Genomic DNA, 23,972 nt, shown 5'->3' with positions numbered 1-23,972 from the left:
ATGTATAAATCACAAACTGTATCAGCTTCAAATGGATTTAAGTTATTCGGATTTCCAATTTGGGCCAATTTAAAAGTACCACCGGTATATCCTGGTTCTCCGGATGTGTTTGTTGGATATGTATATGACGATGGAGATGCTGATGCTCCTGATATAAGCGGAATTGAAGAAGAAATAGATGTTGAGGGGGCTTGGTTATTATTGCCTATATTTCCATATAGCGGTTCCATTACAAATATTGCTGCTACCAAAATAGCAAACACTATCAATAGTTTTTGTTTCTTATTATAAGTCATTAAAAGTAGTAATAAGTAATTTAATATAAATCTTTCGCTTAAATTCTGAGAGTTAATACGTTATTATTAAAAACTTATCGCAAATGCAATGTAAAAATAAAATATTGCATACATAATTTTGCGCAAATCTAAAATATCTATCAATAACAATTCGATGATATGATGATAGAAGGATATTATATATATTGCGAAAACTGAATAATAAGCCATATAATATAATAATAAAAAGATACATATGATGGGATATGGATATTGTTTGGTTGTTGAGAAATGCAACAAAAGAAAGTTGTAGTATATCGAATTTCACGTAGCAACATTGTCACATATTTGTTTAGAATAAAAACATCACGATTAGCATTCATAAATTTGTATTATTCCACATAGCCATTAGACACATACCTAGTTCCCGTAAATATTAAAATAAACCAAAACTATTAAATGGAATTCAATACAAATGCTATCGAGATATATAGCAATCCTATGAGAATGTAGATTAATGTTATAATTAGTTGCTGCCTATTAATATATTTTAAATCGTTCTCAGATAGCTCCACATGCCCAACAATTAAATTTTTAATATATTCATTAGCCCCAAAATCCCACCATGCCCCTACAAAAAATATAAAAAATGCACTAATTAATATTATCAATGGCATAATTTTAAAATAACTAAATAGGCCAGCGAAATAAAAAGGCAAAGGTAAAAATATTAAAATTATAAGTATAGCAATTGGTATAAAACTTATTTTTAGTCTTATTTTATTTATTTCTTTCATTTTTTATTGACACCAATTCATCTTCTGTAAAATGGCACCTGTACCAATGATTACTGTCGCCTTTTACCGGTGGTGGAGTATCCTTACATATATCCTTCCTGTAAACGCAGCGGTTAAAAAATCTGCAACCTTTTGGCACATTTATTGAATTGCCGATCTCGCCAATTATATCAATTTTACCGGGATCCCATTCAGGTGTGGGAGATGGAACAGATTTTATTAATGCCTTTGTATATGGATGTAAGGAATTTGTTATTATTTCATTTGCATCTCCGATTTCAACAACTACGCCCAGGTACATAACTGCTATTCTATCAGATAAATAATAAACTGATGCAATGTCGTGTGATATATATACTATTGTCAATTGATCTTTCTTTCTTATTTCATTTAACTTATTCATAAATGAGGCTCTTAATGAAACGTCAAGCATGGATGTGGGTTCATCTGCAATAATAAAATTTGACTTCAAGACAATTGCCCTTGCAATTCCAACTCTTTGTCTTTCGCCACCTGATAATTCATATGGGTATCTATCAAGATAAGCTTCAGGCGGATATAGATCAGATTTAGCCAGTGCTTCATTAACCATAGCTTCCATTTCGGAATAATCTTTTAACGCGTTATGCCCTATTATAGGTTCAGAAACGATATTAAAAACAGTCATTTTTGGATTCAATGAATCGAATGGGTCTTGAAATATCATTTGTGTATTTTTTCTAAATTCTTTATAATCTTCATGTTTCCTCTTTAGCTTACTAACATTCGCATGCTGAGTTTCATCAAAGAAAAACTCAATATCGCCGGATGTTGGCTTTAAAATACCTATTAACAGCCTAGCAAGTGTGCTTTTACCTGAACCTGATTCACCAACTATCCCTAAAATTTCACCTTTCTTTATATCCAAACTTACATGGTCAACAGCCCGCACATGTGCATTATTCTTTGAATATAATGATGACATCATATTGTTTTTTAGATAGAAATATTTAGTTAAATCCTGTACCGTTATTATATTATATGAGCCGGGGGAAAAATTGGTGTCAATATTGCTAGTTAATGAATTTGCCTGAATATTGTTTACAAAATGACAATAACTGTAATGTTCACCGGAAACATATGCTTTTTCCGGTTCTATTTTTCTGCATATATCCTGGGCCATATAACAGCGATCTGCAAATTTACAACCAGCAGGCAAATTTGTTGGGTCTGGCAATCTGCCGGGAATTCCTTCTACATGATTTTTTGCATGTAAAATACTGGGATAGCTTTTTAAGAGTTCTATTGTATACGGATTTTTAGATTCAAGATATATATCTCTAGATTTCCCATATTCCATTATTTGCCCGGCATAGAAAACAGCTATATGATCTGCAAGTTGCGACACAACTCCAATGTCATGGGATATTATTATCATGGATTTTATTAATCCAGTATCCCGTAATTTTTTAATTTGAGAGATTATTTCGGCCTGTGTTATTACATCCAGGCCAGTGGTCGGTTCATCAGCAATAACTATATTGGGATTTAAGGCAAGTGCCATTGCTATTACTGCCCGTTGCTTCATGCCTCCGGACAATTCGTGCGGGTAGGATTTCATTACATTGGGAGTTAATCCAGCAATTTTTAATACATCAATTACTTTTTTATTTATTTCCTCTTTTGATAAATTTGTATGGATTCTAAATACTTCACCAATCTGCTTCCCGATAGTATAAACCGGATTAAATGAATTCATAGCGCCTTGAAATATCATAGAGATGTCCTTCCATCTCATATTTCTGAGCTTTGCATCAATTTCTTTCTGTTGTTTCCGGGTCAATTTTTTTGATTCGTTTATATAATTATTACCTTTAAACAATATTGAACCATCTATTAAAGCATTATCAGGCAAAAGTGACATTATAGCGAGTGCCAGTGTACTTTTACCTGAACCTGATTCGCCAAGTATACCAAGTATTTCGCCATCTTTTAACTCTAAATTAATGTTTCTTAGAGCTTTAACCGTACCATTAAAAGTTTTAAAGTTGACATTTAAATTCTCAACTTTTAATATTGTATTTCCAGTATAATTGTATTCATTTTCAATATTTTCCATCATTTTCTACCACCAAGCCTTGGATTTGCAACTTCATCGATACCGCGGGAGATAAATATGAATGCAAGAATAAACAATGTTAATGCCAACAATGCTGGAACATATATCCATGGGTATTTGGAAATGCCATAATAATCGCCAAGGAACCCGTTCAGCATGCCTCCCCACGTTGGTATGGTAAGAGGGGCTAAGCCCAATATTTCATATGTTGATACTGCTGCGACTGCTCCACCGATGTTAATAGACGTCAAATATACCAGTAATGTTCCCATATTAGGTAATATATGTCTACGTAATATTTTAGTTGTGCTCAAATTTGATACTATTGCAGATTCAACAAATACACGGCTTTTAATACTTCTGACAACTCCAATTAAAGAAAACGTAACAAATGGCCAACCAAGTAGGGAGAATATCAATATTAAGTTAATTAATGTCGGACCTAAAATTGTTGCCAATACAATGAATAATGGAAGTCCGGGAATAAGGAAAATTGCCAGAGATACTGTCTCCCAGAATGAACTTAATATTCCGGAGTAATAACCTATAACCATTGATACCACCACAGATATTATTATAGTTATTATTCCAGCGGCAAATCCTACCTCAAGATCTGTTGGGAAGCTATCAATAAATATAGTCCATACATTATTTCCTGCATTATTTGCACCGAGAGGCAAAGAAATACCTGACAACGTCTTTGATGTTGGTGGTAATACTGCAGCCTGCCCCTCAAAGCTATATACTATAAGATTTTTTCCACTTAATACTGCTATAGCAGGTGCATTGTCTAAACTCTTATTTTCTGGATACGGATTATTAAATAAAACAGGAGCGGTGATTTTCCTATTTAATGAAGCATGCCAGGAAAATGGATACTGAATTGACGGGTTTATTAAATATATTATATCGCCACTTGTTGTGTTTGATAATAAAAATGTGCCAGATGTGTAATATTTTATATTATTTACTCCAAAAGGCACTTTTATTGTATTTGCAACGGATAAGTTTCCATTATTCATCCCTAATGAATAAACATTGGTGGCTGTGGATACCATAAAAATAGAAGGAGGCTCTGTTGGCGTTGTTGCTGCACTTGTGCCTAATGCAGAAATCATTTGAGGTGAACTATAAATTACTTTATTTTCACCGGTTTCTATGTTTATACTATATACATCTTTGCCGGCAAAAGTGAAAGCATCGTTCTTGTGAGAAGGATATATCTGGTAATCAGATGGAATAATAAGATTTGATAATGTAAAATTATATTTTTCGTTGTACTCCAGTGTTCCATTATAGTTATATGAATATATATTATCCCCGGCTGTGATTATAATTCTTGTTTCGGACGGATTTTCAAATTCCTGACCATAAAAATACAGATTTGTTGGTTTTACAGAAATTTCCCTGCTCCAATAATGAGTTAAATTTGAGGTGTAAAATGTATTAACATAATATTTACTATTGTTCTCAGAAAGTGTGTAGACATATGAAAGGGGAGAGGAAGTAAGAAACTGGCTAGATATAATTGAGGGGTCAGATAAAGCATATGTCTTAGAACTTGTATAGTCTGATAATATCTCACCGTTGGTGGATCTGGTCTTTATCATATTACTCATATGTACACTAGAACTGTCAGTTAAGGAATTATATGAGCATACAACATTCCCCATATAAATAGTGTTATTGGTGGAAACCATTAAATTTTCCTGTGATATGCCTGTTGTGGAGTTAAAAACGCTAAAAGCATATAAATTTTCCGGGATACCGTCTATATGGAATAAATATGTTGATGAAGCGTTTTTTGGAGATATCGCATATATACTATATGTTCCATTTGCTAATCCTGGCATAAATAAATAATAACTAACTGCACTGGTACCATATTCACTTGAAGTTATAGCATAAGAGGAATTAACTGCAGTAAAATTCAGTGGGTGGTTCATCTCCTGTATAGGTGAGAAATAATCCTCTGTAGGTATAGCTGCAAATGGATTGCCATGTACTAAAACCGGTGCTAACAAGGAAATTACTATAAAAACCATTAAAATATAAAACCCTACCTTGCCATAACGTGATCTATAAAATACTTTCCACTGTTTATGGAGGTTTTTTGCCGTGAACTTCATATTATTCTTAAAAATTAAAATTTTATTGTTATTCATACCTTCACCCTCGGGTCTAACCATGCATGTATAAAATCAACTAGAGAATACGCAATAATTGTTACTATAGATAGAATAAATAGAGCAGCCTGGATTACGGGATAATTCTCATCCAGCGTATTTGTGTAAAGCAATCTTCCCATCCCTGGCACACCAAAAATAATTTCTGTTACTACAGCACCACTCATCAAAAGGGCAAATTCTAATGCCATTCTCGTAGATTCCGGTACCATAGCATTGCGCGCCGCATGATGGAACATTATAGATGAATTTTTAACTCCCTTTGCCCTCGCTGTTGTTATAAAATCTTCACCGAGTACAGAGACCATTATACTTCTCATAGTTAACAGATGTCCCATTGCTTCTATTGCGACAAGTGTTAATATAGGCATCGCAAAATAATAGAACATTGTAATTAAACGTGAAACGGTAGGATGTGAGAAAAGTGGAGTAAGACGATAAAATGAGACCTGCAAAGGAAAAATGGGATAATATACTGCGAGTATAAGAAATACAATTATAGCCATAGCAAAAAATGGGATTGAATTTAAAATAGTGGATGTTACTAATATTGGTGATTCTGATTTTTTACCTCTTAAAAATGAAGTCAGTATGCCTAATGGTATTCCTATTATAAATGAGGCCACAGCTGCTACACCAAAAATTATGAGTGTATAAGGTAAGGCTGAACCTATGAGAGAAATTACACTGTCATTCATATTTGCAAAGCTGACTCCGAAATGGAATGAAAACATATCCTTAAAATATATTATAAATTCAGTGAGACTATATTTATTATTTGGATTAATGCCATATTCCTTATAAATGTGCTTTATCGTTGTTGGATTCGGATGTTTTAAACTATGTATATATAATTCTGCAGGGTTACCGGGCATCAGCCGTAGTAATATATATAATATAACCACCACAAATAATAATAAAACTATAGCCTGTATTACTTTTCGTGTAATGAGGTAAACATTCATTAACCGTGTATCACCATATACCTATTTATATTTTTTTTATTGCACAAATTCTGGACATGTTTTACCATATAATTTCACCGGTTTGTTAAAATAGATGATTTATTTGCTAAAAGCCAAATTAACTGGATGGCAAATTCAAATTATAGGGAAAAATCTTGTATTATGATAAACAGTATATCATATCCAGATTTAATGCCAGTAAAGTTAAATAGTTTTTCTCCAATATTTTGGGCAATATTTTTTTAGATAGAATACTTGTACTCGCGTTCTCCATTTATAATTTGACCAGCTAAAAATTATAATATAAAGGGGTTATATGACGAAGAAAAATACTATTGTTATCATATTTTTATAATGATCATTTCGTTCCATTTTTTATCGGGTATTCATAAATAAAATATTAAGCAGGCATTAGAGAATATTCAAATAGATTAATTTATATATATAATGTTTTTACCGTAATATGGTAGTTAAGAGTTTTGATAACGATGTTGTGGAGCACAGGCTTGAAGTAGTGGGTGTAAATCCAATTCCAAACCATGCGAGAACAATGTCGTCCCGTAAGATTATGATATTCTGGGCAATGGCAAGTGCATCTGCATTAACACCTATAGTAGGGTTGGAACTATATAATATGGGCCTTCCATTTGCAACTATAGCTATAATTGTTGCCTTACTAATTGGAATTATACCTGCTGGCCTTGTTGCTGAAATGGGAAGGCAGATTCCAGTGCCTTCACTGGTAGTTTCCAGGAAAACATATGGATTTATGACTTCGGGTGCTTATTCTCTGGTGTTCACTTTCCTTAACCTGGGATTTTTCGGCCTCAACGATACTGTGGGAGCTGCAATTATCAGTGGGCTCACACATTCAAACATTATAATATGGTATGTTGTCATGGGTGTAATTCAGGTTGTACTGGTTTTATTCGGTGCAAAATGGCTGGAATACTTTTTCAGGTACAGTGCACCTGTGCTTATAGTAAGCTATATTATACTTGCATATTTCCTTCTTACAACATATACCATTAATTTTTCCATGCTAATGCATCCGATAGGCGCATTCACATGGGGTGCTGCACTGAATTTCCTTCTCGGGTTCTCCATCCTTGCATGGTCATATAAAATTTCAACACAGACCCGGTTCGGGTATCCTTATTCGAAAGAAGATAGCAGTGGCAAAAAACTGAAATATTTCATATCCAGCCCTGTAGGCATAATGATACCGGTACTCCTGATGGGGCTAATAGGGCTGGTAGGCAACAGCGTAGCAACTGGCGGGTGGAATATAGCAACATTATCATTCCCCGGGCTTCACGGGCTTTTTGGCATAGTGGTGTTCATAGCGGCTCTCGGTGTATCACTGGCAATAATACATACGAATGCGATGAATTTATATCCTGCAACTGCTGATTTGCTGGCAGCACTTCAGCCTGCATTCAGGAAAAAGCCCAATGAAAAGCTTGCACAGCCCATAGCAACAATATTGCTTGGTGCCGGGGGAATTATACTGGCAATTGCAGGAATATTGGCACATATAGAAACATTCATAGATGACCTTGCATCCATTATATTTCCGTTTACATTCATATTAATATTCGACTGGTTTGTACACCTCAGGCATACAACAAAAATAGATGATTATTACAATATTCCCAGAACAATCTTCATGAACTTACGTGTGGATGCACTCATACCTGCCCTTATAGGCACGATAATCGCAATGTTTGGAATCGGGCCATACGATGTCATATTCAACTATTTCCCTCAGGCACTCTTCGGATCACTTATCGGGCTTGGAATATATGTTGCTGTCTACTATGGATATTCAAAGAACCATATAAATTCAAAGGAACATTATTCTGAAAAAGTTGAATATGCCGATTTTGAGGTGGAATAAACTATAATTTTAATAAATATTTTTATGAAAATTTTTAAATCAATATATCCTGGCATTAAAAGGTGTTATCCGCATATCTGTGTATCATTTTAGCAGGCTCAAATAATACTTTAGCAGGGGGTAAAGAAATATAGGTAGCTCTAGTTAAATTTATATATAGTATATTCATCTAACCCTATATCGCAGTAATTCATTTTTAGTGCAGCTGTTTAATGCTGTATAATTGAGCCAGGAGGAATATATTATGTCAGAGAATAAATTTATAGGATTTACACGGAATGAACTGCTTCAGGTCTCGGCTGCATGGGGGGGATGGATACTGGATGGTTATACATCAATAGCATACCTTCTTGTGTTCTCATACATAAGTGTTTTAATATTCCCCAAGTATCTGGGATATCTTGCACTTATACTGACCCTGTTGCCTGTCACCTTTGGCGCGGCTGCACGTTCTGTAGGTTCAGTAATACTGGGCAATTTTATTGGAGATCGAAAGGGCAGAAAGAACCTGTTGAGTATTTCAATTATTGGATTCTCTGTGCTCTCTGCTGCCATAGGCCTGCTGCCAACCTATTCGCAGGCGGGGATTGCGTCTCCAATTTTGCTCTATGCCCTGCTTTTCCTTGATGGGATTTTTGCAGGTGCCGAGTATGGTGGCGGTACAGCGCTGTCTATGGAAAGTGTCAGTCCGGAGAAAAGGGAACAGGCAGGTGCATTCGTACAGTCAGGTTATGGCACAGGATATTTTCTTATTGTGTTTGTGGAGATTTTATTGCTCAGATCAATGGGGTCTGCTGCATTTGCTTCCTATGGATGGAGGATACTGATGCTCACAGCCATAATCCCAGGAGTTATAACACTTGTAATCAGGCGGCTTTCAAAGGAAACAGAGGTATTTGACCGGATGAAAGCGGAAAACAGCATTGAAAAATCCCCTGTGAGGAAGATGTTCAAAAATCGCAGCAGTATAGTGTTCGGATTTATGATAACCGCAGGTTTGCTTTTCATGAATACAGCCACAGCTTCATTTTATCCGGTTGTAGGCAGTGTTGATTTTCTTAATCTAGGTTCCGGGCTTCTCTATGCTTTGCTGGTTATAAACTTCTTTTCACTTATAGGAGTCTGGAGCGGAGGAATACTTGCAAGGAGCTTCAGGGACAGACGGCGCCCTATGCTTATATTTTCAATTATATTTACAGTACCAACCGCACTCTTTGTGATATTTGGATATACAACGAATATTATGGATTTCACCATTGTATTCTCAATCCAGTTATTCCTTGAGGCACTTATATTCTCGGCCCTGCCTGTATTCCTAGCAGAATCATTCAGCAAAAAATTCAGATCAACTGCGGTGGGGCTTATATATAACGGGGGTGCAATATTCGGTGGGACAGCCATTGTCCTGCTAACCGCTCCGGCACATATAATAAATATACGGACACTCTGGATCGTTGAGGTGTACATTGCAGGAATAATTTTAATTCTTGGATTAATATTCTATAAAAAGCAGGAGAACACTTCAGATCCAATAGAGAATTAATATTATTTATTTTAATATAATATACCTGCAATTGCAACCGGTATCTGTAGCAATATAGAAATAAATTGATTTTTTGCATATTTTTAAAGATTTTTTCTAATAAATAAGCAGTTTCTGTTATAACCCCTATCTTTGGGATTAACATGGATGTTATTTCCATGGTTAATACACCTTCAAATCTGGAAGTTTAAGGAGTAATACAGGATAAATTTTATGGAATACCCCCCAATAAATAGTGAGAGGCATTACCTCTTTAGCTGCTAATGGTCAATTTAATGATTCCGGCAATTCAGAATACAGACATGCAGGGTCTCTGGCGAAAATATCGCCGTAACGGGCATATGCCCTTGACCTGGACCCGCCACATGAATCTCCCCAGTTGCAGATACCACATCTTCCACCAAAATTTTTGCTATTCCTTAACATCTTAAGTGTTTCATTGTTCCGGTATATATCAACGATAGAATTCTGCTTCACATTCCCAAGTTTATATGTAAGGAATCCACTTGGCTCCACATCCCCGTTATGCCCAACGAAAATTATTCCCTTTCCATCCCGGGTATTGGAGGTACCCTGGGGAGGATTCCTGGAATCCGGCAATCCAAGGATGTCAACTGTCTGGTCCATAAGTTCATAATAGAGGTCTCCCGAATAGTTTTCATTTCCTTCATCCATTACGCGCCTGAAAATAGGTGATTCCACGGTCCTTATAACAATTCCATATTTTGTTGCGAATAGCAGCCAGTGGTTTATATCCTCAAATTCTACAGGGGTTAAATCTTCCGAGTCAATAGCCCTGCCTGTCTGTATAAGGAAAAATACCTCCCAGGTTTTAACATTGTTGTCAATCAGTAGTTTCAGAAGAGAGGGTAATTGATGTATATTTTTTCTCATTACCACTGAATTTATCTGTAATTTCATATTTTTTGCATTTAAAAGTTTAATCAGATCAACTGTTTTGTTGTACACGCCGTCCCCTCTTAACCAGTCATGCATTTCACGGTTCCCGTCCAGTGATAGGGATGCAGAAAGTACATGGTGTGCCTTAAAATAATCTATTCTTTCCGGTGTCAATAGATCAGTAGCAGCAGGGCTTATTGATACGGGAATTTCATATTCATTTGCAGTTTCAATAATTTTATTTATATCATTGCGGCGCATCATATCGCCACCTGTGAGGATAAGTATAGGATATGGCTTTCCGAAATCACGGATTGATTTTATAAACGCAGTTGCTTCTTCAAAGTTCATTTCATCTGGCAATGGTTTCTCCAGTGCAGATGCCCTGCAATGACGGCATGCCAGGCCACATGCTTTAGTAGTTTCCCAGAATATGAGTATTGGCTTTTCATTATAGTTAATCATAATTTAACAGATGCCAATAGATATAATAAAATAATGAAAAATTGTGAATATATTTTCAAAAAGCAGATAGATTAAATAAGTAAAGGAGAGTTGATAATTAAAAACAGCATGTGAGTATTCAACTTTCCTCCAACACGTAATCAACGGGAAATATCAACCCATAATTGAAACTCAATGATATATGATGCCTCCCATTTAATTTTGGTTGGTTTTAGTTGAGAATATATAAAAATATAATCATATATATCGAACCTGATATACACTGTATTATTTACTTTAACAGAAAGCCTGCATGCCTTAGCCTTGGGAGAATTTCAGCTCACAAATTTGCTTTTTCATTTTCATAAATGACTGGAGATATAAAAATATTTGAATCCATGTAGAAAGTTACATGTTTTTAGAAAGCGCCCCGAACGGGATTTGAACCCGTGTCACAGGCTCGACAGGCCTGTATGATAGGCCGCTACACTATCGGGGCAACCTTGTATTCCCGTAATTGTATAGTTTTATATAAACATTTTTTATTTTTTGTAAATTCTGAGGAAAAACCAGAGAAAATACGATACCATGAGAATACCGGACACGAGTTCCAGGACAATCCGAATGAACAGGGATTTTTGATATAAAGATACTATAATGATTGCTGAGTTAATGCTCATGACAGTTAATAAGATTATCATAAATTTTTCAGGAGGAATTCGTTTATTCTGCTTATACAGTTCCCTGATATCACTATCAATTGAATCCATGCTGTATAATCAGTTTATGTTTATTACGATTTTACGTATAATGCCAATATTGTTTATTACTAAACTATTGAGTGAAATATAGTTTAATTACCAATTTGTTTAAATAATTAATTACTATTAATGTATGTTGCCTTATGGGAGACATCGAATTATTGTCATGGAATTATAAAGATACACCCGATACATTCAGTGAAATTATCAAACATGATTACCGGTATTTTGAGTCTATGATGGAATCCAGATCCATCAAAAATTATGTTATTCTCGTTACATGCAATAGAATTGAAATATATTTCCGGCCTGAACAAATTTTAATGGGCAGCATTGAAGGATCGCTATATCTTGAATACCCTGAGTCGGTAAAACACCTGTTTATGGTGGCTTCAGGCCTTGAATCTATGGCTATTGGCGAAAATGATATTTTGAGGCAGATAAAATCATCCTTTGACATTGCTTCCAAAAGGGGAAAGCTGGACAAATTTTTATCCTATACATTCCGTAAAGCCCTTTCAGTCGGAAAGGATGTCAGGACACTTACTGATATTTCGCATGGAAAAACATCCTTATCATCCATAAGCCTGGATATTATACAAAATCAGTATGGATTGGCAGGGAAAAAATTATGCATAATAGGTACTGGGAAAATGGCTACTGCACTACTAAATTACCTTGCAGGTTCAAAAACAATTATAACTGTTGCTGGCAGGAGTGTGGAGCATGCAAGGGAGCTGGCAATAAAGTATGGAGCCAATTATTCTGATATCAGCAATATTCCTTCTCTAATAAAATCTAACGAGATAATAATAGTTGCAACATCGTCAAAGAATTATATAATAAGAGCAGAGGATTATTCCAATATTAATGGAAATAAAATCATGATTGACCTTTCCAACCCCCCAAATATAGAACAGGCAATGAATGAATACATTGCGTTTTATGACCTGGACAGGATATATAGTATTTCCAAGGAAACAAGGGAACACAGAAAACTTGAAATTAAGAAGGCAGAAGAAATAGTTGAGAATGAATTAACACTGTACACATCCAAAATCAATGAAATGAAGTCCGATGATATTATTGCGGCATTTTACAAATTTGCCAACCAGATAAAACAGGATGAGCTTGAAGAGCTGGCAAGGAAAACAGACATAAAAGAATCACAGATGGAAATCATAGACATAATGATGAATTCATTTACAAAAAAACTTCTTGCACCATATACAGATTCCATAAAGAATTTTATCAAAAACAATGAAAACTATTCGTATATTCTTGAAGAGTATGATACTATGCTCGGGAATATGATGAGAAAAGGAAAGAAAGCAGAGATCAGGAAAAAGTAGAATATGCATTGTTTAAAAAACTAAATTATTTTAAAATAAAAAATTTATTTTTAGATCAGGCCTCATGGGAAAATATGCCTTAGTAAAATAAACCGTGGTAAAGAGGTACATAATCCCCGCCATATGCTATCAACCCGTTATTGTTATATGGTATTGTGCCGTTAAAGTTGTTCCAGTAGTTTCCTCCCTGGTAGTGTGTGTTTATTATGCTTCCGCTGAGCGCGAACCCATTGACATAATGTGTTATGTATGCAGGTTGTTTTGTTATATTCCACATGTTGATGTAAACAGCAGGATTTCCAGAGTATATTGACGTATTCGGGCTGTATGCAGTTATTGCGGTATCAAAGAAGTTGTTGTATATTGTGTCTCCAGAGCTGTATTCAGCTATTCCAAGTGGTGCACCCCATATATCGGTTACCTGCTCAAATGTGCTTTTATATGTTTGTGGTGCGTTTATAACATAGTTTCCCCATACGGTTACATAGGGGCTTTTGTATATTAACATCCCGCTGTCCATTACATTAAACATGTTGCTGCCCACAAGGTCATTTGTTGAGTTCCAGATGACAAGATTCGCTACAGGGAATCCGGATACTCCTGAAGCAAAGTATCCGCTTATGTCGTTTGATTTCCATAGGGTTACGTTAGAAGCATTGTATAATTCATAGTTCAGGTAGTTATAGCCGGGAAGGTCGTAAAAAGACACATAGGATTCATATGTCGGGTTCGTGCTTGTATACGGTATGTAAAGCGAAGGCATATTTTGCATTACAACACTTGCATTGGTGTTATGCAATAGAACTCCTGCAAACACAGGGAATGCGTAATCATTGAATTCCTCGAATAAAGAGCTTATAGGCATCACCTGGTAGTTGTCCATTACATATGGATTTCCTGCGGTACCATTTCCGTATAATGATATGTTTGCAATCTGGGCGTTGTCAAATGCGTACAGTGGAGTGTATATACCCATACTGTAATCATGCATCAAGGAAACATTCTGACCCGGCATGAAGTATGCATTCATGTAATTGCTCAGCAATGCCTGTGCTGTATACTGCCCGGTTGGAAGTGTAAAGCTATATTTACCTGATAGTGAAAGTGGTGCCCACTGTGCATTTGATGCGTTAAATGTATTGCCTTCCGATATAAACATAAATGCATTTGATGGTGCCACCATGCCACTATAATGCGTCATTGCATTGCTGCCGGATATATTCCACATGCCATAAACAAAAGAAGGCCCTGGTGTTAAATATGCTGTGTCATTAGCCCATGAAACTGCTACACCTTCTGAGGTTTCTCCAGTCTCAGAACCAACATCGTATGCAGAGGGTACATTCACATAGCCCTTGCTGCCCTTGTACATGAGGTTCATTGTTGCATTGACGTTATATATAGATGTTGTGCTTCCTCCACCTGGCCCACCAACCATGATTTCAAAATCATAGGGTATAAATCCGGTAGGTGTTACCTGTGTACCGCTTGCAAGGTATTCTGGGGCCTTTGCAGTAAATGTGGAAGGCTGCCCGTATGTAGAATTAAATATAGCATAATCATATGACCCGGACTGGATATGGTTATCGCTCATTATCGAATAGTTGAAAAACACTGCGCTGTCCCTGTCTACAACGGTTGAGTTCAGGTATAAATTAAGTGAGAATGGAGTTGTCACATGGATCGTCGGCCCTATGGCGTAGTAGAACGTTGGTGCGCAGAGTATTCCATCGTATGAATGGAACACATTGCTGCTAATTGCAACTGCAGGAGATGAGAAGTTCCATATATTAGTTAGGAACTGAATTGTTTGTGTTCTCTCTGAATAGAATGCAACGTTCTGTGTCCAGAAAGTATATGTTGAATTGCCGAAAAGGGTAACATTAGTTAAAACTGAATTCAGCTGGAAAGTTTCACTTGTTGGCCCATCATTGAGCAGATAAAACTGGCTCATGTTTTTTATACCTATAGAAGCCATCACACTAGGTGTCGTTAAATTATAGCCTACAAGTTTCCCGGATACGTTTTTAGTACCGTAGAATCCTATTCCCATGGGAGCTGGAGCACTGCTATATGATGGTGCAACCACACCATTATCCCGAGTGATATTATTGTAAAATGCCGGAATGCTGGCATATTTTAAAGGTATCCCTTTTTCCTCAAGTTTCTTCTCGATGGCAAGCAATCTCGAATCGCTATTTTGCTGCACACTCTGATGTGATACATCAGCCGTAGCTGACGGTACTGTTGTTCCCTGTGATGCAACAACAGCGAAAGCTAAAGCAACAAATATTATAGCTACCACAATCGCTAATAATTTCTTCATAAAAATAAAACGTTTCAAACTATAAAAATTTTACTTAATAACTATTTATAACCATAATCATCATTATAAAAGTTGAAATACAACCTCAACAACATTGCATTTTCCTTAATTATTTCTATATTATAAGTATATCATATTATGAACCCGAAACTTGAAGAAGCAATTGCCGGACTGAGGTGCGTTAATAAACCGGTTAAGCAGATAGCAAAAACACTTGGGGTAAAAAAAGATGCAATTGAAAAAATAATAAAGGAATGGATAATGGATACAGACCCATACATAAATAAACTTGTAGGGGAAAGAAAAGTAAATAACATACCTGATGCTAATGAAATGAAACTTCTTGTTAAAATGGCTCCTGATGATCTACTAAGTGATAAAAGGATTCTGGATTACATCGCAAAAAAAAGAAATGACCACCATGACAGATTCATGGATTGTATAAGGTATAAAATAAAAATTATGCTTGAAAACAAAAAATAAAAATTATCCTACTTCTTCCATATTCTCTATATCCTCAAATTCCGAGTTGTCTATTATTCCCTCATCCTTCACTTTATTCATTCCTTTCATAATTGCCATTCCTATGCCAACAACTATAAGATTCAGCAGGAGTGCAAATACACCTATATAGACAAAATGGAAATCCTTGTACAGGGAACTTTTGAAGTCTAGCTGTGCAAGCATAACTATTGTAGTCGTTAATCCCACAGCCCAACCTGCTGCTACCGGGTACTTATTTAGTTTTCTTGTGAAGAGCGCCAGGTATACCGCCGGAAGGGTTTGCATTATGAAAGCCCCGCCAATTGTCTGCAGGTATACTATTTCTCCTGATGCTGCAGGTACAAGCGAGAATGCAAGGGCAGCTAGAATTACAACGATAACCAGTACCCTCGATAGGTTTGTCTGTGTCCTTTCCGATGCCTTCGGATTTATGTATTCCAGATAAACATTTCTTGTAAGCAGATTGGCAGACGCCAGGGCCATAATGGATGCTGGAACAATACTCCCTACTACTACAGCTGCGAAAGCAAAAGCCGTAAAGGAGGCTGGGAACAGATCGAGTACCAGGCGTGGCAGGGCTTCACTGCTTACCGTTGGATATTTGTTGAAATAGACCACTGCCATTATTCCTACTATAGCTACAAACATTAGCAGTACATTGTAAAGTGGTAGTAAGGAAGCGTTTCTTCGTATGGTTTTAGAGTCTTTAGCCCCCAATGTTCCGGTAATTGCATGTGGATAAAGGAATAATGCCAGGGCAGAGCCCAGAGCAAGTGTGGTATATCCCACATCTATAACCGGAGAGATATTCAGGAGGTGCGGGCTTATTGTAGCTGCTTTCCCGAATATTGCACCAAATCCTCCCAGTTTAATAGGTATATATATTATAATTACTATAACTGCTACCCATATAATAGCATCCTTTAATATTGATGTAAGTGCAGGGCCTCTTAAACCACTTACAAATGTAAATCCTGCCACAAGGATGAAAGCAATTATCAGGCTTATCGTTATAGGAAGTGACAGTGAGGCAAGTACATATTTAATTCCTGTAATTTGCAATGCTATATATGGCAATTCTGCAAGAACTCCTGTAAGGGCTATGAGCATTGCCAGTGACCTTGAAGAGAATCTGTCCTTCACAAAATCGGAAGCTGTGATATATCCACGCCTTTTTGAGACATTCCATAATTTGGGCATTGTTCCATATACAATTGGATATATCATCACACCGTATGCTATGGCGAACATTGCAAATGCTCCTCCACCAACACCGGCTGTTGCTGCTGCGCCTGGAACTGCTATTAATGTATATGCTGTGTAGAGGTCTCCGCCCAGCAGGAACCACATTACCACAGTTCCAAATCTTCTTCCTCCAAGGCTCCATTCTCCCTTGGCATCCATATCTGCCGGTTTCCTCCAGAAATATGCCATGTAACCGGCGAATAGCACGATTATTATAATAGCAAAGAACAGGGCAAGGTCAAGATCTGTAAACATCAGTGCACCACCTTCCTTTTCTTTTCACTGTTCTCTATAAAATAAACAGTTGACGTCAGGGCTGCTGCTATAAATATCCATACTAATTGATACCAGTAAAAGAATGGTATCCCACCAAGCTCCGGTTTAACCCTTGTATATATAGTTACCCCGGCTACCATAAAAATATATGGTAAAGCCAATAGTATAAATTTCAATATCGGATTCATTGAAGGGTTTACTATTCAATAATATATAAATATTTCGATTAATGCATCGACAAAGCTTTATTTATTCAATAATAAAAATTATGTATTTTTTTTATATTATTTAAAATATTATATTTATTGCTGTTAAATTTATATAATATAAAAAAAATAACTACAAAAAATATTATTAAATAGTAAAATTATCAAAATATTAATAATTTTCTGGATAAGTGGTAACATTTACCATGGAAACTGTATTCATTGATTCAGATCATTTCAGGCGATTACATTCCCAAATATAATTAACGGCAATATAACATATAAATGTAAATAGGAAAAGCTCCTGTTAGCTGAAATATAATTTAAAAAGTGGAAGTAAATATTTATTTAACTCTATTTTATTATCATAATGTGAAAGATATATATGTCGATAAAATTCAGGTAATACGCGAATTTTTAAAAGAAAAAATAGGAGAAAAGCATGCAGTTCTTGGAATAAGTTCCGGGATAGACAGTTCTCTTGTGCTTACATTGCTCGCAACCTCCATTGACAGGAATAAAATAAAGGCAATATTCATGCCTGATAAATACACAAAACAGGATGATTATGAAGATATTAAAAAACTTTCAGATTCAACCGGTTTAGATATTATTACTATAAATATAGAAAACGTATTTGAATCATACCGGGCATTGCTGAATACCTCGGATAAAAAACTCGAAGGAAATATAAGGTCTAGAATCAGGGCAAACATACTTTATTACCACGCTAATTTGCTGGGAGGACTTGTAATAGGAACAACAAACAGGACAGAATACCTGCTCGGTTACTACACAAAGTATGGTGATGGTGCGTGCGATATTGAGCCTATTGAAGATGTGTTTAAAACAGATGTTTGGAAAATTGCATCGATTCTAAAAGTTCCGCAATCCATAATAGACAAAAAGCCCTCAGCAGGCCTGTGGGAAAATCAATACGATGAGGATGAACTCAAAATGGATTATCATGAAATAGATAAGATACTTTCGGATATATTTGATAATCACACACTTAATGGAAAATATGAAAAACTCATGGAACTATACCTGAAATCAATGCACAAGAGAGAACTCCCAAAGGCTATGAACTGAGATGATTATTTCCCCGGTCACATATGATTATTACGAGATAAGCTTCATATTGATTGTTGCGGCTTTTTCTATACCCATATCTAGAAAAGCTTCAATGGTTTATATACCAATACTCATAGTAATGGGATTAATTTTCGGCCCTTTGCTGGGATTCATAAAGCATAGTTTTGCAATATACATGTTATCATCCTTTGCAACCATAGGTGTAGGAATGCTGGGGTTGGTGATTATCCTATATTATGAGTCACATAATTTCAGCCCACGTATCCTGAGAAAATATTTTTACAAAATTGCAGCCCTGGATACAATAGGCATGGTTGTTACAGCTGTGGGTGCGGGAATATTTTTCTCATTGTTGACGGGGGCACCTATGATTATAGGCTTTATATTTGGAGCTATAATATCTCCAACAGACCCTGCATCACTTATTCCAACATTCAAAAAACTCAATATAAGGGACGATATATCCGGGACACTGATAGGTGAAAGCCTTTTTAACGACCCACTTGGCATCATACTTTTAAGCATCGGCATAGGCATTCTTGCCCCAAATGTTTCTTATTCATCCTTTTTCACATTGCTTACATCCCATGTTGGTCTTGTACTGGGTTCTAGCTCTTTCCTGTTGCTTGAAATTGCAATCCCCGCAGCTGTTGGAATTGCCTTTGGATTTTTCATAATTTACCTCAACAAATATTTTAATTTTGAATCATTGTTAATAGCCCTCACGCTTGGTATAGTATTGTTCGAATTCACATCCCTTGAAGCAGTTGGAATAACACCGTTCCCCGCAATAATTGCCACGGGGGCAATAGTCGGAAATTTTTCTGATAAAAGCATATTCTGGAACAGGGAAACAAATTTTAATGAAAACCTATCATTTATGGCACAATCTATAATATTTATCCTGCTCGGGAGCATACTTACCAGAACCCAGATATTCAATTATATTATATTCGGATTTATTATTTCACTCATAGTAATATTTGTGGTAAGGCCTGTTGCCGTATTCATTTCAATAGGGTTGGCAAATATGGGAAAGAATACAATAAAATTTGATACCAGGACAAAGGCGTTTATGTTGCTGGTAGGGCCAAGAGGTGTTGTTCCTGTGGTTCTTTCAACAGTCCCATTTGTACTTGGGCAGGCAAACCATATCCCACTTTTAATAGAATATGGAACAATAATTTATGCCTCTGTTTCATTCGTCGTCCTTATATCAATAATATTGCAGACCATTTATGTCCCCTATGCCGGCAGGCTGCTTCTGGGAGAAAGAAAACATTAATAGGATAAAATTTATACTGGATATGGCAATACAGCAATCAGGGCTCATAGATCAGCGGTAGATCGCTTCCTTGGCATGGAAGAGGGCAGGGGTTCAAATCCCCTTGAGTCCATTAGCAATGTCACAGGGTTTGGAAGATTTGAACATGGAAAATTCATTGCAAAATTTTATAGATTTACCTTTAATCCTTTCTAATGCTTCCTCTGTGTTCATCCTCGAATATATTCCAGTAGTGGCTAAATCTTCATGGCCCAGCATTTGGCGGAGGCTTTCTAAATCTATGTCATTTTTAATCATATTATGTGCATATGTATGCCTGCATTTATGCCAGCTGAACTCATTTATACCTGTCTTTTTCTTAATATCCTGGAGTTACCTTTCCTTTCTTGGTTGTGAATAGGTATGGCATATCGTTGTTATTTCTAATGAATGAGTAATCCATTATTACCTTCCTAGTATTGTCATCTAAAAACACATCCCTGCTCTTTTCACCTTTTCCATAATTTACAGTTAAAAAATTATTATGTCTGTCTTCTACTTTTATATTGCATATTTCGGATCTTCTTAAACCTGTATTAAGGGCAAGCAGTATCATTGCATGGTTACGTTTGTCTTCTATTGTTTTCCCCTTACTTTTCACAATTAATGTTTGGATCTGGTCAGTGGCAAATGCCCTTTTTCTGAAAGAATTATTTCTTAATTCGGGAATATAATCTATTTTATCAAGTCCTTCGAATGTGAGCAGGCGATTTAAATATTTTATATATCCATTTACTTTCTGTTTAGGTGACCCATTTCTCCTTTCTTTCCTTAAAAATTCAAGCATTGATTCCCTCGAAGACAAATCTAAATGCTTTCCCCGGTATCGTATTTTCCTTAAAGTGTCTATTATTGTGCTTTTTGAAAAGCGTTCATACATCCAATCTTCAAAATCAGTATAGTTTACCATGAATTTATCACCTGTTCTTAATAACAGTACGGTACTCATTTATGCCATTCTCTACTAACGCGCTAAGTTTAATCTCAGGGTGCTGTTTCAAAAAATCATAGTTCTCCTGGCTTATGGTTATCATTTTTTTAATTCTCATGATAAAGACAGTATATAATTGCATATAAATGATTTCTATTTTCGAAAGCTGAAATATGAAATATATGTTTAACTTAAATACCGTTTCCTATTTTAGATATATGAAAGGTGATATTTATCGATATGTCTAATCTTGGAAAGTACGCACCATCAATACTAATATTTTTATTAGATCATGATAAAGTCAAGAAAACTGATTTGTTGAAAGTAGTCCCATCTACAGGCACTATGGAAAGCACTGTGAAAAGATTGGAAGAACAAGGCGTCATTCGTACAGAGAAGAAATATATTGGTAGAAGGATTATTTATATTTCCCTGACAGAATACGGACATGCCATAGCTGGGCAATTTAAAAATATCAATGAAATAACAAACAGTAAGTCCAGTGGACAATACAAAATATGCCCTGTATGCGGTACTAAAAATGATGAGGATGCAAAGTATTGCAAAAATTGTGGAAGCAAATTAGATAAATAAAAATTTTAAAACTTATTGTAACTTTGTGGTTATCTTTTAAAATTCTATATACCAATAATTAAATAGTGAAAATGTCTATATTCGTATATGTTAATTGATAGAAATAAATTTGGGGAAATTCAGAAAAGTGCCTGGATCACTCCATCTGAATTCAAAACAAAATTAATAGAGAATCAGGGAAAAGATATAAAGCTTCAGTTAAAAGGCGAAAAAAATAGGTACGTAACTATTGTACGTGTTTCCCAAAATGAAGTTACTCTAAGTGAACCAGGGGGAGAAGTTATTTCAGTTCCTCTATCAAATGTAGCCGGTTTTACCACCGAAACTGACTGGTATAGACAAAAGAAAATGTAAATTTTTGATAGAATTATAATAGAAAAATATTCTAAAATATGGTAAAAGTTTAACAATTTGAAATGAAGTCCTTCCTGAATACCACATTTTACAATATTTAAAGAATGCAATGCACCAGAACAATATAATTAAAAAAAAATTACCTAGATATTGTGTAAAACCACAAAATTAATTGCTCTGTTTTTATAACATTTAATTCTCATATGAATTCGAATCCAGTAAATACTGATGCACGGATAGTTTGTATTACAAAAATTAACCGATAAATTATTAAATAATAAATTATTCACTAGTATTATTACAGAAATATGTATATATATTCATGTGTTAATTTCGTTGTGAATAAAAAGAGGGTAATAACAGGTGTATTAATGGCAGCAGTATTTGTAATGATAGCCTTTGTCCCTGCAACGGACAATATGCATACAGCTCAAAACAATACAGCAACTAATAACATATTACCACAATTTGAAATGAACGCCAGTACCATAAATAATATAAATAGCAGGTTTGCACAGAATAATTTTGAAAACAGGAATTTAAATTGGAAGCCAGTTAATTTGTCGAAATCCTCATTATTAAATAGAAGCTCAATTAAAAACTTCACAGAAAAATATGCTGTAATCAATAATCAGATATATTTACAATTGACAATAAATAACAGCAAAATGCCGCGAGGTGCTAGAAATCAAAATACAACATTAGTAGGAGCCAACTATATAGAATATATCGAAACAACAGATAATAGCCTTAATATAAAATCGATAATTTATCGTGAAAATGTGAATAAGAATATAGGGAACAAATCGGTTTATATAATTAATGGCAAGAACGCTAAATTAATCTCTGTGGACCCAGAGACATACCATCAATCATATGGATGGGGAAATGCATGGGTATTCTATGCGTCTGATACTTTTCAGGGTCCTATAGGAACAGGTGACTTTACCAATCTTATGACACTCATAGGGGGTGTTACAGGACTGGCAGTAGGAGCTGTTTTTGCTGCTTCTGCAGCCATAGCGGCCGTTGCAGGAATATTGGGGGCGGTTGTTGCGTTTTCGTGGGCAAGTTTTGTAAATTTACATACCACCAGTCAGGATACTACTGTTCCATATGTCGAGATAGCCGTCTCTGAGGGATATTGGTGGGATTTTTGGGATACAGGAGCCTATGGAGAACTTGGCGCGCACTCAAATCAGGCATATAATTTTAATGGTCAACTGGTATATTCAGGAGGATGGCTATATTTTCCATTTTTAACAACTGAACCCCTGGGTACTGGTCTGCAAATCACAAGTTTAGCACCGCATGCCAGTGTTTGGCCAAGCGTATCTCCACCATGGTGATATTATGAACAGGTCAGAAAATATAAAAAAGATAAACAATTACCTAAGAATTTTTGCAATAATTTGGGTATTTATGATTAGTATAGTGAGTTATAGATTACTTTATCTTGGCTCTATAGGCAATATTATAAGCTTCTCATATAATTATTATACCGGCATCCTGCCTGCTATACTTGTAGCACTTGCAGCGTTAGATATTTTTTTCTATTTAGACTATTTAAAAAGTAAAATCACTCATAAACATATGAAATCTAATCTTGCATTATGGATACTTTTAGTTGTTATGTTATCGCTTTATGTATTCATTTTACCGTTTTTTCCACCTAATATTGAACCAAACATTTTTAAAATATTCTCGTATTCTATGATTTTCATTATTACTATTATCCCGTTTATCGTTTCACTTGCTATACCTATATATTTATTAGTAAATAGTAGAGGCAGAGTTAGAACTTATATGCAGTGAATGATATTAAGTTTCATTCGTTCAGAAAAGACTTGATATATAGGGTGGACATCAAAACTATTGCCATACCCTGTATGTCTA

The 23,972-nt window shown here is 35.5% G+C and carries 21 protein-coding genes and 2 tRNA genes; 11 read left to right on the top strand and 12 right to left on the bottom strand.

All coding sequences use genetic code 11. The annotated features are described in order from the left end of the window. Window positions 1-291, top strand: a complete 291-nt coding sequence (locus fad_RS09455) for a hypothetical protein (protein WP_236940607.1) — start codon at window positions 1-3, stop codon at window positions 289-291. Window positions 292-730: 439 nt separating this feature from the next. On the opposite strand, the gene fad_RS03380 is transcribed toward fad_RS09455, so the two are convergent. From fad_RS03380 to fad_RS03365, 4 genes are read right to left on the bottom strand one after another with little or no spacing between them, the layout of a single operon-like run. Further along, window positions 731-1,072 (bottom strand): hypothetical protein, encoded by a 342-nt coding sequence (locus tag fad_RS03380; protein WP_081141794.1) that lies wholly within the window; start codon window positions 1,070-1,072, stop codon window positions 731-733. Then, window positions 1,056-3,173, bottom strand: coding sequence for an ABC transporter ATP-binding protein (locus tag fad_RS03375; RefSeq protein WP_236940606.1), 2,118 nt, complete (start codon window positions 3,171-3,173; stop codon window positions 1,056-1,058). The genes fad_RS03380 and fad_RS03375 overlap by 17 nt, the downstream gene beginning before the upstream one ends. After that, window positions 3,170-5,335, bottom strand: a complete 2,166-nt coding sequence (locus fad_RS03370; RefSeq protein WP_196795615.1) for an ABC transporter permease — start codon at window positions 5,333-5,335, stop codon at window positions 3,170-3,172. The genes fad_RS03375 and fad_RS03370 overlap by 4 nt, the downstream gene beginning before the upstream one ends. After that, window positions 5,332-6,321 (bottom strand): ABC transporter permease, encoded by a 990-nt coding sequence (locus fad_RS03365; protein WP_236940605.1) that lies wholly within the window; start codon window positions 6,319-6,321, stop codon window positions 5,332-5,334. The genes fad_RS03370 and fad_RS03365 overlap by 4 nt, the downstream gene beginning before the upstream one ends. 463 nt (window positions 6,322-6,784) lie before the next feature. On the opposite strand from fad_RS03365, the gene fad_RS03360 reads away from it, so the two are divergent. Continuing rightward, window positions 6,785-8,221 (top strand): purine-cytosine permease family protein, encoded by a 1,437-nt coding sequence (locus tag fad_RS03360; RefSeq protein WP_081141790.1) that lies wholly within the window; start codon window positions 6,785-6,787, stop codon window positions 8,219-8,221. Window positions 8,222-8,465: 244 nt separating this feature from the next. Next, complete coding sequence (locus fad_RS03355) at window positions 8,466-9,764, top strand: MFS transporter (RefSeq protein WP_081141788.1); 1,299 nt, start codon at window positions 8,466-8,468, stop codon at window positions 9,762-9,764. Window positions 9,765-10,031: 267 nt separating this feature from the next. Here fad_RS03355 and fad_RS03350 read toward each other — a convergent pair whose 3' ends face one another. Next, window positions 10,032-11,129 carry a TIGR04053 family radical SAM/SPASM domain-containing protein gene (locus fad_RS03350; protein WP_081141787.1) on the bottom strand — a complete coding sequence of 366 codons (1,098 nt, stop codon included), beginning with the start codon at window positions 11,127-11,129 and terminating at the stop codon, window positions 10,032-10,034. Window positions 11,130-11,534: 405 nt separating this feature from the next. Continuing rightward, window positions 11,535-11,607, bottom strand: a tRNA-Asp gene (locus fad_RS03345). Between the two features lie 405 nt (window positions 11,608-12,012). Here fad_RS03345 and hemA point away from each other — a divergent pair. Next, the gene (gene hemA / locus fad_RS03335) at window positions 12,013-13,221 is read left to right on the top strand and encodes a glutamyl-tRNA reductase (RefSeq protein WP_081141784.1); all 1,209 of its coding nucleotides are present in this window, start codon (window positions 12,013-12,015) and stop codon (window positions 13,219-13,221) included. Window positions 13,222-13,300: 79 nt separating this feature from the next. Here the strand turns inward: hemA and fad_RS03330 are convergent, their stop codons facing one another. Then, window positions 13,301-15,547, bottom strand: a complete 2,247-nt coding sequence (locus tag fad_RS03330) for a thermopsin family protease (protein ID WP_081141782.1) — start codon at window positions 15,545-15,547, stop codon at window positions 13,301-13,303. 138 nt (window positions 15,548-15,685) lie between these two features. Here fad_RS03330 and fad_RS03325 point away from each other — a divergent pair, with 138 nt between their 5' ends. Further along, window positions 15,686-16,030, top strand: coding sequence for a hypothetical protein (locus fad_RS03325; RefSeq protein ID WP_081141781.1), 345 nt, complete (start codon window positions 15,686-15,688; stop codon window positions 16,028-16,030). Between the two features lie 3 nt (window positions 16,031-16,033). On the opposite strand, the gene fad_RS03320 is transcribed toward fad_RS03325, so the two are convergent. Together fad_RS03320 and fad_RS03315 are read right to left on the bottom strand one after the other, a co-directional pair. Then, a complete protein-coding gene (locus fad_RS03320; protein WP_081141779.1) occupies window positions 16,034-17,551 on the bottom strand; it encodes a sodium:solute symporter family protein in 1,518 nt (505 codons plus the stop codon). Next, a complete protein-coding gene (locus fad_RS03315; protein WP_081141778.1) occupies window positions 17,551-17,760 on the bottom strand; it encodes a DUF3311 domain-containing protein in 210 nt (69 codons plus the stop codon). Before fad_RS03315 ends, fad_RS03320 begins: the two co-directional genes overlap by 1 nt. Before the next feature lie 390 nt (window positions 17,761-18,150). Here fad_RS03315 and fad_RS03310 point away from each other — a divergent pair, with 390 nt between their 5' ends. From fad_RS03310 to fad_RS03300, 3 genes are all read left to right on the top strand, one after another. Then, a complete protein-coding gene (locus fad_RS03310; protein WP_081141776.1) occupies window positions 18,151-18,870 on the top strand; it encodes an NAD+ synthase in 720 nt (239 codons plus the stop codon). A gap of 1 nt (window position 18,871) precedes the next feature. After that, window positions 18,872-20,158, top strand: coding sequence for a cation:proton antiporter (locus fad_RS03305; RefSeq protein ID WP_081141775.1), 1,287 nt, complete (start codon window positions 18,872-18,874; stop codon window positions 20,156-20,158). Between the two features lie 40 nt (window positions 20,159-20,198). Continuing rightward, window positions 20,199-20,270: transfer RNA gene (locus fad_RS03300), tRNA-Ala, on the top strand. On the opposite strand, the gene fad_RS09565 is transcribed toward fad_RS03300, so the two are convergent. Genes fad_RS09565 through fad_RS09530 form a run of 3 tightly spaced genes read right to left on the bottom strand, consistent with a single transcriptional unit; the run spans window position 20,252 to window position 21,246 of the window. Then, window positions 20,252-20,503 (bottom strand): tyrosine-type recombinase/integrase, encoded by a 252-nt coding sequence (locus fad_RS09565; RefSeq protein ID WP_369678032.1) that lies wholly within the window; start codon window positions 20,501-20,503, stop codon window positions 20,252-20,254. The genes fad_RS03300 and fad_RS09565 overlap by 19 nt on opposite strands. Before the next feature lie 13 nt (window positions 20,504-20,516). Then, a complete protein-coding gene (locus tag fad_RS03290) occupies window positions 20,517-21,107 on the bottom strand; it encodes a tyrosine-type recombinase/integrase (protein WP_196795614.1) in 591 nt (196 codons plus the stop codon). Between the two features lie 7 nt (window positions 21,108-21,114). Next, a complete protein-coding gene (locus fad_RS09530) occupies window positions 21,115-21,246 on the bottom strand; it encodes a hypothetical protein (protein ID WP_256378718.1) in 132 nt (43 codons plus the stop codon). Between the two features lie 122 nt (window positions 21,247-21,368). On the opposite strand from fad_RS09530, the gene fad_RS03285 reads away from it, so the two are divergent. The 3 genes from fad_RS03285 to fad_RS03275 all read left to right on the top strand — a co-directional run bounded on the left by fad_RS03285 (window position 21,369) and on the right by fad_RS03275 (window position 23,425). Further along, on the top strand, window positions 21,369-21,722 hold the full coding sequence (locus fad_RS03285; RefSeq protein ID WP_009887735.1) for a zinc-ribbon domain-containing protein: 354 nt from the start codon (window positions 21,369-21,371) through the stop codon (window positions 21,720-21,722). Window positions 21,723-21,809: 87 nt separating this feature from the next. Next, the gene (locus fad_RS03280) at window positions 21,810-22,076 is read left to right on the top strand and encodes a hypothetical protein (protein ID WP_009887734.1); all 267 of its coding nucleotides are present in this window, start codon (window positions 21,810-21,812) and stop codon (window positions 22,074-22,076) included. A gap of 338 nt (window positions 22,077-22,414) precedes the next feature. After that, window positions 22,415-23,425, top strand: coding sequence for a hypothetical protein (locus tag fad_RS03275; RefSeq protein WP_148285751.1), 1,011 nt, complete (start codon window positions 22,415-22,417; stop codon window positions 23,423-23,425). Window positions 23,426-23,972: the final 547 nt, after the last annotated feature.

The organism is Ferroplasma acidiphilum (assembly GCF_002078355.1).
Taxonomy (GTDB): domain Archaea; phylum Thermoplasmatota; class Thermoplasmata; order Thermoplasmatales; family Thermoplasmataceae; genus Ferroplasma; species Ferroplasma acidiphilum.
The sequence above is the reverse complement of the archived record's forward strand: the minus strand, read 5'-3'. Positions and strand labels throughout refer to the sequence as shown.

Bases quoted from the DNA above. Each gene is read 5' to 3' on its own strand.
- fad_RS03280 (WP_009887734.1), top strand. From the start codon at position 21,810: ATGTTAATTGATAGAAATAAATTTGGGGAAATTCAGAAAAGTGCCTGG.
- fad_RS09455 (WP_236940607.1), top strand. From the start codon at position 1: ATGTATAAATCACAAACTGTATCAGCTTCAAATGGATTTAAGTTATTC.
- fad_RS03285 (WP_009887735.1), top strand. From the start codon at position 21,369: ATGTCTAATCTTGGAAAGTACGCACCATCAATACTAATATTTTTATTA.
- fad_RS03375 (WP_236940606.1), bottom strand. From the start codon at position 3,173: ATGATGGAAAATATTGAAAATGAATACAATTATACTGGAAATACAATA.
- fad_RS03330 (WP_081141782.1), bottom strand. From the start codon at position 15,547: ATGAAGAAATTATTAGCGATTGTGGTAGCTATAATATTTGTTGCTTTA.
- hemA (WP_081141784.1), top strand. From the start codon at position 12,013: ATGGGAGACATCGAATTATTGTCATGGAATTATAAAGATACACCCGAT.
- fad_RS09530 (WP_256378718.1), bottom strand. From the start codon at position 21,246: ATGAGAATTAAAAAAATGATAACCATAAGCCAGGAGAACTATGATTTT.
- fad_RS03315 (WP_081141778.1), bottom strand. From the start codon at position 17,760: ATGAATCCGATATTGAAATTTATACTATTGGCTTTACCATATATTTTT.
- fad_RS03365 (WP_236940605.1), bottom strand. From the start codon at position 6,321: ATGAATGTTTACCTCATTACACGAAAAGTAATACAGGCTATAGTTTTA.
- fad_RS03360 (WP_081141790.1), top strand. From the start codon at position 6,785: ATGGTAGTTAAGAGTTTTGATAACGATGTTGTGGAGCACAGGCTTGAA.
- fad_RS03290 (WP_196795614.1), bottom strand. From the start codon at position 21,107: ATGGTAAACTATACTGATTTTGAAGATTGGATGTATGAACGCTTTTCA.
- fad_RS03370 (WP_196795615.1), bottom strand. From the start codon at position 5,335: ATGAATAACAATAAAATTTTAATTTTTAAGAATAATATGAAGTTCACG.
- fad_RS03320 (WP_081141779.1), bottom strand. From the start codon at position 17,551: ATGTTTACAGATCTTGACCTTGCCCTGTTCTTTGCTATTATAATAATC.
- fad_RS03355 (WP_081141788.1), top strand. From the start codon at position 8,466: ATGTCAGAGAATAAATTTATAGGATTTACACGGAATGAACTGCTTCAG.
- fad_RS03325 (WP_081141781.1), top strand. From the start codon at position 15,686: ATGAACCCGAAACTTGAAGAAGCAATTGCCGGACTGAGGTGCGTTAAT.
- fad_RS03350 (WP_081141787.1), bottom strand. From the start codon at position 11,129: ATGATTAACTATAATGAAAAGCCAATACTCATATTCTGGGAAACTACT.
- fad_RS03305 (WP_081141775.1), top strand. From the start codon at position 18,872: ATGATTATTTCCCCGGTCACATATGATTATTACGAGATAAGCTTCATA.
- fad_RS03380 (WP_081141794.1), bottom strand. From the start codon at position 1,072: ATGAAAGAAATAAATAAAATAAGACTAAAAATAAGTTTTATACCAATT.